Annotated in this window: 11 protein-coding genes; 2 read left to right on the top strand and 9 right to left on the bottom strand. The window is 43.7% G+C overall.

All coding sequences use genetic code 11. The features are described from left to right. A partial coding sequence (locus AC37HE_RS10025; protein WP_500782696.1) for a peptide chain release factor 3 occupies positions 1-1,483 on the bottom strand: 1,483 nt, incomplete at its 3' end. A 236-nt stretch (positions 1,484-1,719) separates the two neighbouring features. Then, entirely contained in the window at positions 1,720-2,826 is a 1,107-nt protein-coding gene (locus AC37HE_RS10020) for a gamma-glutamyl-gamma-aminobutyrate hydrolase family protein (protein ID WP_500782695.1), read from the bottom strand. Positions 2,827-2,951: 125 nt separating this feature from the next. Between AC37HE_RS10020 and AC37HE_RS10015 the strand changes: the two genes are divergently transcribed. After that, the gene (locus tag AC37HE_RS10015; protein ID WP_500782694.1) at positions 2,952-4,394 is read left to right on the top strand and encodes a glycoside hydrolase family 16 protein; all 1,443 of its coding nucleotides are present in this window, start codon (positions 2,952-2,954) and stop codon (positions 4,392-4,394) included. Positions 4,395-4,520: 126 nt separating this feature from the next. Here AC37HE_RS10015 and AC37HE_RS10010 read toward each other — a convergent pair whose 3' ends face one another. The 3 genes from AC37HE_RS10010 to AC37HE_RS10000 all read right to left on the bottom strand — a co-directional run bounded on the left by AC37HE_RS10010 (position 4,521) and on the right by AC37HE_RS10000 (position 7,773). Further along, positions 4,521-5,444, bottom strand: a complete 924-nt coding sequence (locus AC37HE_RS10010; protein WP_500782693.1) for a YitT family protein — start codon at positions 5,442-5,444, stop codon at positions 4,521-4,523. A gap of 129 nt (positions 5,445-5,573) precedes the next feature. Beyond that, complete coding sequence (gene rplS, locus AC37HE_RS10005) at positions 5,574-5,930, bottom strand: 50S ribosomal protein L19 (RefSeq protein ID WP_500782692.1); 357 nt, start codon at positions 5,928-5,930, stop codon at positions 5,574-5,576. Between the two features lie 160 nt (positions 5,931-6,090). Further along, positions 6,091-7,773 carry a dipeptidase gene (locus tag AC37HE_RS10000; RefSeq protein ID WP_500782691.1) on the bottom strand — a complete coding sequence of 561 codons (1,683 nt, stop codon included), beginning with the start codon at positions 7,771-7,773 and terminating at the stop codon, positions 6,091-6,093. A gap of 690 nt (positions 7,774-8,463) precedes the next feature. On the opposite strand from AC37HE_RS10000, the gene AC37HE_RS09995 reads away from it, so the two are divergent. Continuing rightward, the gene (locus tag AC37HE_RS09995) at positions 8,464-9,201 is read left to right on the top strand and encodes a flavin reductase (RefSeq protein ID WP_500782690.1); all 738 of its coding nucleotides are present in this window, start codon (positions 8,464-8,466) and stop codon (positions 9,199-9,201) included. 316 nt (positions 9,202-9,517) lie between these two features. On the opposite strand, the gene AC37HE_RS09990 is transcribed toward AC37HE_RS09995, so the two are convergent. The 4 genes from AC37HE_RS09990 to AC37HE_RS09975 form a co-directional block, all read right to left on the bottom strand. Further along, the gene (locus AC37HE_RS09990) at positions 9,518-11,650 is read right to left on the bottom strand and encodes a glycoside hydrolase family 97 protein (RefSeq protein WP_500782689.1); all 2,133 of its coding nucleotides are present in this window, start codon (positions 11,648-11,650) and stop codon (positions 9,518-9,520) included. A 5-nt stretch (positions 11,651-11,655) separates the two neighbouring features. Continuing rightward, on the bottom strand, positions 11,656-14,397 hold the full coding sequence (locus AC37HE_RS09985) for an alpha-amylase family glycosyl hydrolase (RefSeq protein WP_500782688.1): 2,742 nt from the start codon (positions 14,395-14,397) through the stop codon (positions 11,656-11,658). A gap of 82 nt (positions 14,398-14,479) precedes the next feature. Then, on the bottom strand, positions 14,480-15,652 hold the full coding sequence (locus tag AC37HE_RS09980) for a SusE domain-containing protein (RefSeq protein WP_500782687.1): 1,173 nt from the start codon (positions 15,650-15,652) through the stop codon (positions 14,480-14,482). 11 nt (positions 15,653-15,663) lie between these two features. Further along, the coding region (locus AC37HE_RS09975) for a cadherin repeat domain-containing protein (RefSeq protein ID WP_500782686.1) at positions 15,664-16,180 on the bottom strand (517 nt) is incomplete at its 5' end.

Here is a 16,180-nt window from a genome sequence, read left to right as displayed (position 1 = left end):
GACCTCTTTTGTCGGTTGCCATTTTCTGGTGTTTCCGTTTTTTAAATTCGGTCAGCATTTGCGGATCGTCGCACTCAATCCAGCAAGCTTTGTGCATGGATAAGGTCTCAAACCGACACTTGGCATTGTACTCGTGCTCCAAACGATACTGAATGACTTCAAACTGCAGCTGACCTACCGTTCCGATAATTTTGCGGCCATTAAACTGGCTGGTAAACAGCTGTGCAACTCCTTCTTCCATCAACTGGTCAATTCCTTTGGCCAACTGCTTCGATTTCATTGGGTCGGCATTCTCGATGTAGCGGAACATCTCGGGACTAAAGCTCGGTAACCCTTTAAAATGTACTTCCTCACCTGAAGTAATGGTGTCGCCAATAATCAGGTTGCCGGTGTCGGGCACCCCGATGATATCGCCGGGGAAAGCCTCGTCAATCACTTCTTTTTGTGAAGCCATAAAGGCTGTTGGGCTTGAGATGCGCATATTTTTCCCGGTACGGATGTGTTTGTAAACGGCGTTGCGCTCGAAGCGGCCCGAACAAATTTTCACAAAAGCAATGCGGCTTCGGTGATTTGGGTCGATGTTGGCGTGAATTTTAAATACAAAGCCGGTGAAGCCTTCTTCCTCCGGTTGGATTTCGCGTTCTTCCGTGAAACTTGGTTTGGGTGTTGGAGCAATCTCTACGAATGCATCCAGCAATTCCTGAACACCAAAATTGTACAAGGCCGATCCGAAAAATACGGGAGCTAAATCGCCAGCCAGGTATGTATCACGATCAAATTCGGGGTAAACGCCTTCTACCAGCTCAACTTCCTCACGCAACATTTCGGCATCTTTACCAATATGTGTTTCCAGCTCCGGAGCATCCAGATCGGCAAACTTAATGGCCGGTTGAATTTCCTGCACATCGGCATCGAACAGGTTCAGGCTCTTCTTATATATATTATATACCCCCTTGAAGTCGGCTCCACTGTTAATTGGCCAACTCAATGGGCGGGTTTTAATTTTCAGTTGATCTTCAATCTCGTCGAGCAAGGTGAAGGTGTCGCGTGATGGGCGGTCGAGCTTGTTGATGAATACGATTACCGGCGTTTTGCGCATGCGGCACACGTTCATCAGCTTTTCGGTTTGCGGTTCCACCCCTTTGGCAGCATCAATTACGATGATTACACTGTCGACCGCCGTCAGGGTACGGAAGGTATCTTCCTGAAAGTCCTGGTGACCCGGTGTGTCGAGGATGTTTACTTTATAGTCACGGTATTCGAAACCCATTACCGATGTAGCAACCGAGATCCCACGCTGGCGCTCGATTTCCATAAAGTCGGAGGTTGCTCCTTTCTTAATTTTGTTACTTTTTACAGCACCGGCAACGCGTATGGCACCACCAAAAAGCAACAACTTCTCAGTTAAAGTGGTTTTCCCGGCATCGGGGTGGCTGACGATTCCAAATGTTCTGCGACGTTTAATTTCTTCTAAAAAGCCCATAAGAGGTAATAATTATAAATGCAAATCCTTATCAAAGGTCGAAATACGATGACCGGCAAAATCCAATCGTCTCGAATTTCGAGCTGCAAAAATAGAACTTTTTCAAGAAATTAGCGCAGGCCTGTCGTCGTATTTCAGGATAAGCAGATATGCAGCAAGTTGGACTTCCGTATACATTGATGCGGCATCTGGCTGTTTGTCTGAACTGGTGATCTGAGTACACCTGATTCAGCTGGCTAATTAATTGAGCGGGATACGCGTTTCCAGAACAGTTTGAGGAATTTGTCACCGTCGCGGCCAATAATTTGGTGATAGGTTTCCGGTACATCGCGGGGCGAAAATTTATACATTTCCTTATCCTCGAACAAAGCCGGTATTTCCGGATGAAACTGCACGCCGTAAACGTTCGGGTATTTTTTGTGGTGAATGGCTTCAATTACTTTGCCGTCCATGGATCTGGCTGTAATATCCCAACAGCTGTTCAGATCTTTAACAGCCTGGTGATGGGCACTTAGAACTTTGGGCGAAATATTGCTTTTTTTCCAATGCACTTCATCCTGGAAGAAGCTTCCGATTTCGAGGCGCAGCGGATGAAAGTTATAGGGCATCAGCTGCGGGTTATTGAAAATCTCCTGCCAATAATTGCGATGAATATTATCGCGGTCGAGCTGCACAATTTCCTGTGGTGTATGCGCATCATACAGTTCCGTCGGAATATCCTGGATCATTTTACCTCCGGTCGCTACGTTCATTTCCTGCATGCCTAAGCCAATACCCAGAACCATATACTTTGGATTTCGTTCGAGGAAGGGCGTATAATTCGGGTTTTTATTACTTCCGAGCAGGTGAAACAGAAAAGAAAGTTCCATCAGGCATCGTTGAGGATCGCTTACCTCCGATAAGGTTTTTTCTTCACCGTATGCTTCGGGTTGAATATCAGGGCCTCCAAATAAAATTATCCCTTTCGACTGGCTAAACATGATGTCGAAATTGTTGGTAAAATCGTTCGGCTCAAAAATATTATCAAGGGTTAATGTTCCTGTAAGTCTTTGTAAATGAAAATTTTCAAGGTTGTTGTCCCTGATGTATCTTATCGTTTCCGAGTAGTCGTAACGCTCGGCGTAAAAATAAATTCCAATAAATTCCGTTTCTCCTACATAAAGTATGCGGTTATCAATTAAGTAACGGATGCGCTCGATGTTTTCAACCGTTGGGTGAGTCAGCAGAATATATGATTTTTCAGGATCGTAATCGGTATTGAAAAAATTCTGAGCGAAAACAGGGGTTGAAACGAAAAGGCTAAAGATCAATAAGAATTGTGATAAGATTCTTTTGATTCCCATAGTGCACATGCTTTTTAAAATTTGATGTTGAAAATAATCTTTTTCGCGGAGATCTGAAAAATCTCCCAACGTATATTTTTATTCTTATTTTTAACAGAACAAAAACGAATCAAAATTCACATAAAATGTCATTTAAACTCTTTTTTCTAAGTACTTTCAAAGGGCTTAAAAATACGCCTAAGGTAGAAAACAAAAGGGATGCATTGTTTTCTGATTTTCAGGAATATAGTAATGTTAGAGACTCTGCTGATCTGAAACTATACCTCGAGTTGGAGCAATACGTTAATTCAGATAGCTTCAAAAAGGAAAGTACACAAACCAAATCGTTAAAGTATGCCGGTAGTCCGGAGGCGAAAGCAATTGCCGAGTTTGAAAAGTTGGATGCAGACCCGAAAATAAAAGACTTTTATGTGACGAAAGACTCTGCCGACTTTCAAAAATACCAACAACTGGAAGGAAGTGACTTGATTAAAGAGTTTATCGAATTGCGCGATTATGTCCAAACTAAAAAGTACGATGCCGACAAAAAAGCTTTCAAGCCGAAGGGCGATGAAACTTTTGAAAGTACTGCGGCCCATAAAAAGTTTGAACGTTATCAAAGCTTGTCGAAATCAGCTGATGTTTTATTCTGGACTGAATTCCCGAATCAGAAAGTATATAAAAACTATAAAGAGATAGTGAACTCACCGAAACGGGTTCGCTATGAAGAGTTGAAGAAAGAAATTGAATCAGAAGCGTTCGTTACCCGCAAAGAGTTTTTGGAAGATCCAAACCGTTGGGAGAAAACAGAAGCTTATCAAAAAGAGAAAACTTATAACGAGTTGAAAGAGCAGCCTCGGTTTAAGGTTTACGAAAAGTATCGGAAATCGGCTGCTGATTTTAGTTTCTTCGAAAATCACGAATTGTTGTTGGAAGACAATTTTGAAGATGGCAAGCTCGACGAGACCAAGTGGAAACCAATCAGCCAGGTGGCCGAGAATACCATTGGTAAAAACTTCTCGAAAGCAGGAGATTTACAGGCTTATACCAATGGTGAAAATATTTTGCAATCGGACAGCATGTTAAAATTGACGGTTAAGAAAGAGCAAACCGATTCATTGGTGTGGAACTTCCCGGTTGGATTTAGCCCGGTTATCTTCGATTATTCAGCCGGAATCATTAGCAGTAAGCAAAGTTATCAGCTGAAAAGCGGCGTATTGGAGGCTAAAATTAAATATCAGCCGAATAAACAATTGGTTGATCTATTTTGCCTGGCAGATGATCAGCATACCTTCCATCTGAATTTGTTGGAAGCCGGAACAGTTTGTCGTTTGGGACTGAACGGCGCCAGCAATCAAAAGTTTGAATCCTTAGGCGGTTTGTCTGCTGGTCAGTTTTATATTTTCAGCGTTGAATGGGGGAATGGTCAAATTTCGTGGAAAATCAATAACCAGGTGATTTACTCCGTTCAGCAATCGATGCCTGATGCTCCTTTGCGAATCAATATGAGTTCGATTGTTGTTGAGCCGCCACAGCAGCTACCTCACCAGTTCGAGCTTGATTGGATTCGCTTATACAAAAAGAAATAGGGGCGGGCACGTTTAATTGCCACTCTTGTTGAATAAGACATCAATCAAAACTAAAAGGGCTGTCCAAATTTACTTTTTGGACAGCCCTTTTTGCTTAAATGACCTGAACAAGTCTTGTTGTTGCCTTTAGTCTTCTACTTTTGTTTTTAACGACAGGAATCCTTCGCCCAAAATTTCTTTCGTATCCATCACTGTAATAAATGCATCCGGGTCTATTGAGCCGATGAATTTCTCGAGGATTGCCACTTCACGACGATTTACTACGGTATAGATAATTTGTTTTTCTTCGTTGGTGAACATACCCTTCCCATTGAAGTAAGTACCACCCCGTTCGAGGTCAACCAATATCTTTTGTTTTATTTCTTCGTGTTTGGATGAAATAATGATGAGGGCCTTGTGGTAGCTTACCCCTTCGAGTGTGATGTCGATTGCTTTACCAGAAATGTAGATGACCAGCCAGGAGTAAAGTGGAATTTGCCAGTCCTGAAAGGCTGCTAAACCAAGAAGGACAATGGCTGAGTCAACATAAATCATCAGTTGCCCAAGTGGCATGCCCGAATACCGGGCAATAATCATAGCGATGATGTCAGAGCCGCCTGAAGTTGCTCGGGATTTAAAGATTAGGCCTGTGCCAACACCGATAAGTACCCCTCCGAATATGCAGGAAAGCAGTACATCGTGTACCAATGGTGCTTCACCATCAACCCGTAAATAAGTGATCCAGTCGATAAAAACCGAGCTTAGAACAAATCCGACGACCGTTTTCATTCCGAATTTCGGTCCCAGAATTTTAATTCCGGCAAGGGTTAACGGAATATTGACCAGCAAACTAAACAGACCGATTGGAAAACCATCAGGCCAAATTTCAAACATACCCTTTGTGAGGTAGTGAACAACGATAGCTACACCAAACAATCCGCCCGGAACAATCTTGTGCGGAGAAATAAAATAGACAAATCCAACGGCTAAAATGAATGAGCCAATGGTAATGTAACTGTAGTCTCTGAACCAGCTAATGCTGAAAATTTTCTCTTTTTGAAGAAAGGGCATAGGTTGTAAGTTTTAAGCTAAATTAAACGATCTGTTCTCCGGAAGTTTTGATTTTTATCATTTATCCGGTTTTTGTGTACAAAAAAAGGCCTCCGAATTGGAGACCTTTTAATATTGTCAAAGTTAGAATTAACCTCTTTTTTCTTTGATTCTGGCTTTCTTACCAGTAAGGCCACGCAAGTAGAAGATACGCTTACGACGTACACTACCTCTTTTGTTTACATCAATACCTTCGATGAATGGGGATGACAATGGTAAGATACGCTCAACACCAATGTTACCAGACATTTTACGAACGGTGAATGTTTTAGTAACACCAGTTCCTTTAATTTGGATCACTACACCACGGAAATCCTGAACACGTTCTTTGTTTCCTTCTTTAATTTTGTAGTGTACTGTGATTGTATCACCTGCGCCGAATGCTGGCAATTCTGTTGCTTGCTCAGCTGCAAATGCGCTTTCTGCTACTTTAATTAAGTCCATCATTATAAGTTTTAAGTGGCAATGTTACACCGTTTTCGGTCTAAGAGATTGCATAAATTTTGCGCAAAAATAGTAAAAAATAAATTGGTTCAAAGCCTGCTGCTATTTTTATCTGAAAAAAAATTAGCGGGATGAACTGTTTTATAGAACGATAGATCCTCGTTTAATGTTCAGATTTTTCGATTACTTTAAAGTGATCGCCTGTACTTTTAACGATTGCGTCGTACCACCATTGCGGATATCCGGGTTGATCCGGTGCTACGGCGACTCCCCACTCGTTACGTTCGAACTTACCGTCTTTTTCTTTCTTTACGTTACCGTCCATATATTTGACTAGTAAATATTCAAACAGTTTTTCCCAGTCAGCAGTCATGCCGTTGGCTTCGTTGACCGAATAGGTTGTCAGAAATTCCCTTGCCTTTTCAGCGCCGTCGGTATCGTACAGCATTTTTGCTGCAGCATCAATTGCGGGGGTGCGCTCAATAAATTTACCTTCGATGGCTGCCTGGGTATCCTGAATGTGTCCAATCATGGCATCGTAACGCAGATAAGCAAAGTTGCTAACTTTATTGAACGTCCAGAAGGCGGAAGTAGGGGAATAAGTCAGCATGTCGCCGTTTCCTACACGGAAGCATTCCGGAATTTGATTAATTCCACAGTACATTGGGGCATAGCAGGTGCTGTAAGTATCGTCTACGCCAAACCAAAGAATTCCGCCAATCGGGTTCGGTAACCAGTTACGCGACTGAGCAACAAAAGAGAAACCTGTTTGCTGTGTTGAGATCGCCCGTTCGTTACAATATTCAACGGAATCAACAGTCCAGGTTAAATGTCTCCAGCGATACGGTAATTTGTAGGGACCGGCACCAATATCTTTGGTCATGTCCAGATCTGTTCCTTCAAAGTGGTCACGCATCATTCCCATCACATCTTTAACTGTAAGCTTTTTGTCTGGTTTTACCCATAAAGGCATTCGGTTTGATGCGTAATTATTTTCACCTCCATGTTCTACTTTCCCTTCTGCATAATCAGTGTATTGATCCATGCCTGAAGCGACTTTCCGGAAGCCGGCCCAAACGCGAGCTTCACAGAAGCGTGCACCTTCAAAGTCAACCGGCGCATAAACATCCGAAAAACTAAAATCTTTATTCTTTCCGTCAAACCAACCTTTTTCATGCGCAAAAGCAATCACATCTTTAGCATACAGACAATTATCGGAATCGTTTAAGGGGAAAGTTGTAATGCGGGCCTGGTTGGCATGTCCCGAGATGTAACCATCAGGAATGCGCATGGCTACCCAAACGGCTCCCTTTTCGCCTTCACCTTTACCGATCATTTCCATGATCCATGCTTCGTTCGGATCCGAAATGGAAAAGGATTCACCTTCGCTGGCATAACCGTATTCTGCAACCAGATCAGTCATTACTTTTATGGCTTCCCGAGCTGTTTTTGCACGTTGCAGGGCTACGTAAATCAGGCTTCCGTAGTCCATAATAGCGCCTTCCTGGGTATATAAATCAGATCTTCCACCGAATGTTGTTTCCCCGATGGCCACCTGGTATTCATTCATATTCCCAATAACACTATAGGTGTGCGGAACCTCTGCAATCTGGCCCATATATTTTCCAGAGTCCCAGTCGTGAATGTCACGCATTGCACCTTCCGGATGATCTGCCGCAGGCTGGTAGTAAAGTTCGCCGTACAATACATGCGAATCGGCGGCATAGGTAATCATGGTCGATCCATCGACTGTCGCACCTTTGGTAATCAGGAAATTGGTGCAGGCGGATACTTGAACGTAAGCAAATGCCAACGCAAAAAATACAAGACTAATTCTTTTAATCATTCTAAAAACACTTTTTTCGGGTCGTCGACCGCTAGTTATTCTATTTGTTTTTGGTAAACGGCTATAACTAAGCCTGAAATGTTTGGTTCCGGTTGTTTTTTCAGTAGCTGACAAATATAAGGAAAGGAAGATGAAGTTAAAATGATATTAACCAGAGTTCGATTCTAAAATAGTTTCACAGAAATCGATAATTACCGAAGTTTTTGACCTTCTCATCGCGATGGGGGCATTGGGCTTCCTCTTTGTTCGCCTTGATGAATCGGTGTAAAATACTAATTTTCTACAGGGGTGAAGCAAGTTAAACAGGCTTTTGGTAAATCAGATCTGAGCTGTTTCCCAATTCTTCCGTTCCATTTCCCCAAATGTTACGTATGATTTCCTCTAATGCTCCGTATCTTTTGCCCAAAAGATACGGAGCATTTAAAATTTCTTCTATAGTCTTTTTTTAAAAGTTCAGTATCTTTTCAAAATTGTTCTATAGTCTTTGGGGGCGTGCATGTTCGCAGGCTAAACAAAGGTTAGTATGTCTTGTCAATTCCATTTAATACAGTTTGTTTCGAAGCTATTCTCAGTTCAAAGCCGGTGCGATATCGCTCTTTGTATTTTTATATGCTAATTTACACTGACGAGAATGATGGTATAATTAGCCTGTTTTGCCTACCTTAGTCTTTCAACATTAAAATTACCACCATGAAACTTCGAGCTTTTCATAAATTATCATACGGTCTTTATTTAGTTGCATCTGTTTATGAGGGTAAAAAGGCCGGGTACATTGCCAATACGGTGTTCCAGGTGACGTCGAAGCCGCCGTTAATTGCTATTTCGTGTCACAAGGATAACCGGAGTACCGAGGTTATTCGGAAGTCGGGGATTTTCTCCGTGTCGGTTTTGAAGAAGGAGCTGGATATCAAAATTATTGGCGATTTCGGTTTTATGTCGGGAGATGAGATTGATAAATTCAATCAGCGAGATTTGATTACTGCTGCCACCGGGGCTCCGATTGTTTTGGATGAGGCGGTTGCCTGGTTCGACTGCAAAGTACATCAGGAAATTGATTTGGGAAGTCACTGGTTGGTGATTGGCGAAGTGCAGGACAGTGATCTGTTGTCGGAAGACGATCCCCTGACTTACGCCTGGTACCGGGAGAAATACAAAATGTTCTCGCCGAAAAACTCCCCGACTTATTTGGAAAAAGATAAGTTGGATGAAGAACGAAAAGAAGATGAGGCGAATAAACCAGTGATAGAGGAAGAACCCAAACCAGAGGGGGCGGAGCCACATGTTTGCTTGATTTGTGGTTTCGTGTATGATCCGGAAGTTGGTGATCCGACCATGGGGATTCCTCCTGGAACACCATTCGAAGATTTACCGGAAGACTACAAATGTCCGATCTGTAATGCTTCGAAAGAGTACTTCCGAAAGCTTTAATAGAAAGCGTTTACTTGTTTAGCACCTTTCCCGCAACAGTAGGTCGTTTAGCCCCATCCCGATGGGGTGATAACCCCATGCCGAAGGGATGATAGCCCCATGTCGAAGGGATGATAACCCTATGTCGAAGGGGTGATAACCCCATGCAGAAGGGGTGATAACCCCAGCAGGAGGGGTTTGGTATTCCCGTTGACTTTTGGAAATAAAAGAGCCGTCCCAAAAACTTGTTTTGAGACGGCCTACTTTTGGTTTGTTTGATTCCTCCCCCAAGGAATCAATGCTCTGTTTCCCTTATAGAGCGTCTTCAGTAATCACACTATTTCTTTTTGATGCCTTTTAGGACTTTTGGATCATTCACTTTAATCAAGCTGATGGCATAACCACCTCCCGGAGCACAAAACAATTCAAACTTGCTTTTGTTCGTTACCACGTATTTGTCAATCTGGTAAGCTTTGGGGTTGTTCTTGTAATGCGCATCTTTCTGGTCGTGGTAAACCGTTGCGAGGTATTTTTCGCCGGCAGGTAAAAAGTTCAGGCTGATGTTTGAGGTACGCGGCTCTTCATCGTTTGTACGGCCAACGAACCAGTTCTCCGTTCCTTTTCCTTCTCGGGCGTAAGTGATGTAGTCGCCCGGCTCGGCTTCCAGCACTTTGGTGTCGTCCCAATCAACCGGAACGTCAACAATAAACTGGAACGCATCCAGGTATTTTTCGTAGGTCTCCGGCAAGTCAGCCGCCATTTGCAAGGGGCTGTACATGGTAACATAAAGAGCCAGTTGGCGTGGAATTGTTGTGTTTACCCATGAGTGATTGTCCGGATTGTACTTGCTTACATCCTGCTCGAAAATACCAGGTGTATAATCCATCGGGCCGCCAAGTAAGCGGGTAAAGGGAAGAATTGTTGTGTGGTCGGGCGTGTTTCCGCCAAAAGCTTCGTACTCAGTTCCTCGTGCCGACTCGTTGCCGATAAGGTTGGGGTAAGTACGGCAAATGCCTGTTGGGCGTACTGCCTCGTGTGCATCGACCATGATCTTATAGTCGGCTGCTTTTTTGACAGCATACAAGTAATGGTTATTGATGAATTGACTGTAATGGGTCTCGCCACGTGGAATGATATTGCCTACATAGCCGCTTTTAACGGCGTGATACCCATGGTCCACCATAAACTGATAGGCTTGATCCATGTGGCGCTCGTAGTTTCGGACAGAACCGGAAGTTTCGTGGTGCATGATCATTTGTACGCCTTTGGATGCAGCATATTTCTGAATTTCATCAACATCGAAATCGGGGTAGGGCGTTACAAAATCGAACACATAATCTTTGGAGTGGCCAAACCAGTCTTCCCAGCCAATATTCCAGCCTTCAACCAAAACACCGTCGAAACCATATTTGGCGGCAAAGTCGATGTATTCTTTCACATGTGCCGTATTGGCTGCATGGCGGCCGTTGGGTGTTAGTTTTGAATAGTCGGTTACGCCAAGCTGAACACTTGGTACATCGGCGTAGGCCCAGGTGCTTTTACCGGTAATCATTTCCCACCAAACACCAATGTATTTTACCGGTTTTATCCATGAGGTGTCTTTTATTTTACATGGTTCGTTCAGGTTTAGGGTGATATGTGACAGCAGGATGTCGCCGGCTTTGTCCGAAACAATCACTGTGCGCCAAGGACTGGTGCATGGTGCCTGCATGTAGCCTTTGTCGCCAACAGCATCCGGTGTTAGGTGAGAGGTGAAAATCATTTTCTCATCATCCAGATCCAGGTGCATACACGAATAATTGATTAAGGCTGCTTCGTGCAGGTTGATGTAAAGGCCATTGTCGGTTTTCATCATTAAGGCAGTTTGCACACAAGTTGGGCCTGCTGGTTTTTGCGATGCATTAGGGGTGATTGCTTCTTTCATCAAGCCTCGGATTTCCGATAATTTCGACTTGTGATAGCTGTATTCCTGGGTGTCGTAATCGCCTGGAATCCACCATGCAGTTAGGTCGCCGGGCATGGCAAACTGTGTTTCTTCTTCCTTAATAACAAAATAGATCAGGTTAGGCTGCTCCGGAAATTCGTAGCGGAATCCCAGACCGTCGTCAAACAAACGAAAACGGACAATCATCAAACGATTAGTCGCTGGTTGCTTTAGGGTAACTGCCATTTCATTATAATGATTGCGGATGCTCTTTTCTTCGCCCCATACCGGTTCCCATGTTTCGTCGAAGCTTGAGCGGTCAACCTTTTCCTGTACAAACCCATCCAGCAAATCGGCTTCCGTTTTCAAATCGAAGCCCAGGGTGCTTTCTTTAATAACCGGTTGATCCTTGTAGAAGAGGGCATATGTGGGATGCCCGTTTTTCACCTCGAATTCGAGTCTTTGTTCGCCGTTGGGGGATTTTAGTTCTTCTGCATGAGCAAAAAAGCTTAGCAGTACTAAAATAACGAGTACTAAATTTTTCATGTTGATTATTCTGTTTTGATTAATTTTTCCTGATAAGTGGTTTTCTCATTGCTTATTTGTAGCAGGTAAATCCCTGTTGGTAAGTTGCTGACATCCAGTTCTACATTCTCTTTTAATGGTTGACTTTGCTTTAACAGTTTACCTTGAAGGTTGAAAACCTGAAGATTTTTAATGTTTGAGTTGCAATTGATGAAGACGCGTGAACTACTCGGATTGGGAAAGACCGAAAGTTCGGAAACCTCTTGTTGCGGATCTTCAACATCTGTTGCCAGATCGTTAAAAGCCGGTAGTTTTTGGTCGGAATAGAGTCGGTATTCGCCGGGAGCCAGCGTGATCGATTGACTGGTTGTGCCGACCGTAAACTCCTGTCCTGTGAAAAATTCGTACCAGGTTCCGGTTTGAGAAAACGGAGCTTGAATAGTGGCCGAACTTACTCCAAAGTTACCGATCACTGTCACGTGATGACCATCTTTTACCAACTGCAACGACTTTAATGCTCCGCTCAAATTGCGGGTTTCCGTCCCTGAGGTGAAAACCGGATATTGCGCTCTTAGCCTTAACATGGCCGAATAGACATCAAAAAGCTTTAGCCGGTTCGCATCATCCAAATAATCCCATCGGACAGGTTTTTCACCGACACGTCCGTTTTCCTCTATCGAGTAATCATAGCCTAATTCTCCAAATTGCCAGATCATTTTGGGCCCCGCTAAACTAAAGAAGAAAGCTGCGGCCATCTCGTTTCTTGCCAAGGCTGTTGTTAGTTGCGTAATGTCGTAGTCGCCGGATGAATTTCCGTATTCCAGGTTTTTGTACATCAGGCGTTCCTCATCGTGACTTTCCATGTAAGCCACCAGACCGGGCTGAGAAAATCCACGATCCTGGTAGGAGGACCACGAAAAGTCCGAATTGTCATTCCAGCCCATGGTGGCTTCGTTGAAATTGTAGTTGCCATTTCCCCAAACCATCATGCCCTTACTGTAGCTTGTCAATTCCTTTTCCTCCGAGTTGGCTGTAAAATGCTCCAGAATAACGTATGCTGAAGGTTTTACGGACCAGATATGATTCGCCATGCGTTCCAGAATAGCAATACGCGATGCGTCGTACGCAGAGCCATCTCCGGCTGTATTGGTAAAGCCTTTGGTAAAGTCGAAGCGGAAGCCATCGACCTTGTATTCGTTCATCCAATAGCTGGTGACTGTATCAACAAAAGCCTTGGTGTAGCTGCTTTCGTGGTTAAAATCCGATCCCCAACTGTAGGTCGTGTTGGGTGAAGTCTGATTGAACCAGGGATTGTCTGCAGCCGGTTGATTGTTGGTCGCATCCCAGTACATTTTTACCATGGGGCAGCTGTTATAGGCGTGGTTCAGCACCATATCCTGAATGACAATCATGCCGCGGTTGTGGATCGAGTCGATCAATTCCTTGAGGTCGTCCTTCGTGCCATAAGCTTTGTCGGGAGCGAAGTAATAATTCGGGTTATAACCCCAACTGCTGTTGCCTTCAAACTCACTAAAGGGCATCAGCTCGATGGCATTTACGCCCAATCGTTCCAGGTAGCCCAGCTTATCAATGACCGCCTGGTAGGTGCCTTCTTCCGTAAAATCACGAATCAACAATTCATAAATCATTAAATCCTCTTTGGCTGGTAAAGTCCACGAGCTGGTTTTCCATTGGTAGGTTGTTTGCCCGGTCTGTAGCACCGATGCCCGTCCCGAGGTTTTATCACTTGGATAAGCAATCAGGTTGGGATAAACATCGCCGGAGATATAGCTGTCGTCGTAAGGATCACTGATTTTATCACAAAGCGGATCGCCAACCCGAATGTCGCCGTCAATCCAGTATTGATAAATGTATTCTTGTTGAGGTGTTAAGTTGTTAATGGTCAGCCAAAAATATTCACCATCTTTTTTCATTTGGTATTCGGTTGACGGTGTCCAGTCGTTAAAATCACCCAAAACATAAATGTCGTTTTTGTTGGGAGCCAGTAGGACAAGTCCGACTTCTGTATCGCTGATATAATTGATGCCTTGTTTGTAACCGGCAGGCATACTTTCCTCACTTACTGCAGGGCTGATAAAAACATGAAGTGAATCGTAAACTGTGGATCCATCTGCAGTGGCTGAAGCAATGAGCCATTTCCAGCCGGTTTCGGTTATTGTTGTGGTGGTTGAGATGCTGCTTCCTGTATTTGAAGCCAGCAGGGTTTCATCCAGTTTCAGCGTCAGGTCTGCTTCAACGGAAGCCTCAGCCGAAACTGTAATATTTTCATTTTGGGAAATGAGTTGATTGGTGGGGGAGTTTAGGCTTATCGCTAGACTGGATTGATATACGTTGGCGAATATATTGTAGGTTTGTTTACTGCCATCAGCCGAACGAAATACAAAGGCTAGTTGAGTGACGGTTTCATTATCCGAAACACTATAATAGCTGTTGATATCGGGAGTTATGGTAAGTGTATAAATACCATTTCCCTGGTAGGTTAATTGAGGTTGGATGGTATTGTCGCCCCAGGTTCCAATGACATGTTGCCATTCGGTATTCCCTTCAATCATCACACCCGTGTGGGCGTACAAATCACCGGTATAGTAGCCTAATTTACTATCGTCGGCACTGTTGAAGGTGATGGTAACTTGCTGACTTACTAATGGAAATGCAGGATCAGTCGATATCTGGGAGAATGCGAATCGACATAGAAACATCAAACTAATTACCCAGCTAACTTTTAACCCTAGTAGATTTCTTTTCATATTACACCCTGTTTAAAGATAAAATACCATAAGGTCGCGAACGTTGTGCGACCTTATGGTGAGTATCAATAGATTTTAGAAATTAATTTTGGATGAAATAATAGCACCCGTCAATGTCGTTGAAAATTAGGGTGTAAGTACCACTGGTGTAAAGCATGTTATCACCACCGGCTGTTCCGATTCCTTGCGGGAAATCGGCAGATCCCCAGTTAACATCCCAGTTCCCGTTGGCTCTGATTTTGACTTCGCCACTGGCATTGTCGAATGTATAGGTTACATACCAAATATGGCCACCGGCACTCGTGTTAGAGGTCATTGCAACATCGCCTCCCCAGCCGTTAATATCGCCAATTAATCCCATAGAGGTATAACTGGTTGGTGTAACATCGGAAGCCTCAATGGTCAGTTCATTGGTTATTGAGTTTAGGGTGATGGTATAATATCCGTCAGATGGAACCTGAAAGTCTGAAGAACTACCATCGTTATGAACAGGAGTAAGAGCACCATCGGAGCTTCCCCATTGTTCATCCCAGCTGCCAACTGTTCCAATTAATTTGAACCCGGTAGATGCCGAAAAATAACCGGTGTAAACAAAGGTGCCGGCACCTGCTGAATTATAAGCATCTCCGCTTACTAGGCCTAGCGGAATCAAGGAAGACCCAAGACCTGCAACTGAATTGTCCCAAACACCATCTAACCCAACGATGTAATAAGGATAAACAGCATCTACCTTGGTGTAAAGTTTCATTACCGAATAGGGCGTAATGAGCATTGTCATTGGGGAGGATGCTGAAGTCGATGCCAGTTGCATCGTTTTCAATCCGTTATTGGTAATGTAAGCATATAAACGGAAGTAGATTGAAACTTCATCTTCACTTTGTGTCAAATTTAAAATCAGCGTGTTTAAGTCTGAATTTTTGACACTAATGGTTGATTCACTTAAAGTGTAATCGATTGATGTTGCATCTGTGAAATCTTCATCAGTTGCTACCTGCAGGTCATAGCTAAGGCTGGCATTGGCGTCGGTTGGAGCCAATGCCGTTGTGATGGTCACAACGGCTACTGATTCGTCTTTGGCAGCCTCTTCAATGGTATAACTATCCATTGTTGTTTCGGCAACGAAGCTGTTATCAAGCAATGCTTCCTGTTCATAAGCACCAGGTTCTGCAACAATTTGGTCGTCGTACTGGTCGCAGGATGTCAGCATCAAAGCACCGGCTGTACAGAGGTATATGAGTGATTTAATGTATTTCATAGTTTAGTATTTTATTGTTTGATAAAATAATAACATCCGTCAATGTCATTGAAAATCATAACATAGGTTCCGGCTTCGTAAAGGATGTTTTTACCGCCCGAAGTAGCCAGTCCCACCGGGAAATCAGCTGCTCCCCAGTTAAAGTCCCAACTGCCGGTTACGCGGAATTTGATTCCACCATCGGATGCAGAGTTTGCTGAGAAGGTATAAGTTCCGTACCAAACATGATTGTTCTCCGTTTCACTTGCAGACAGTTCAACATCGGTTGACCAATCGGTAACATCACCGATCATTGAGATTGAGCTGTACTGGTCCGGTGTGATTGTTGCTGCCGTGATTGACATCTCATTTGTTATTGAATTGAGAATGATGGTGTAATAGCCATCTTCAGGTACGAAGAAGTTTTGCGAGCCTCCGTCGTTATGAACCGGAGTCAATGCACCGTCAGAGCTACCCCATTGTTCTGCCCAGCTACCTACATCGCGAATTAGTTTGAAGCCTACTGAACTTTTGAAATAGCCGGTGTAG

Source organism: Mangrovibacterium sp., assembly GCF_059905295.1.
The sequence above is the reverse complement of the archived record's forward strand: the minus strand, read 5'-3'. Positions and strand labels throughout refer to the sequence as shown.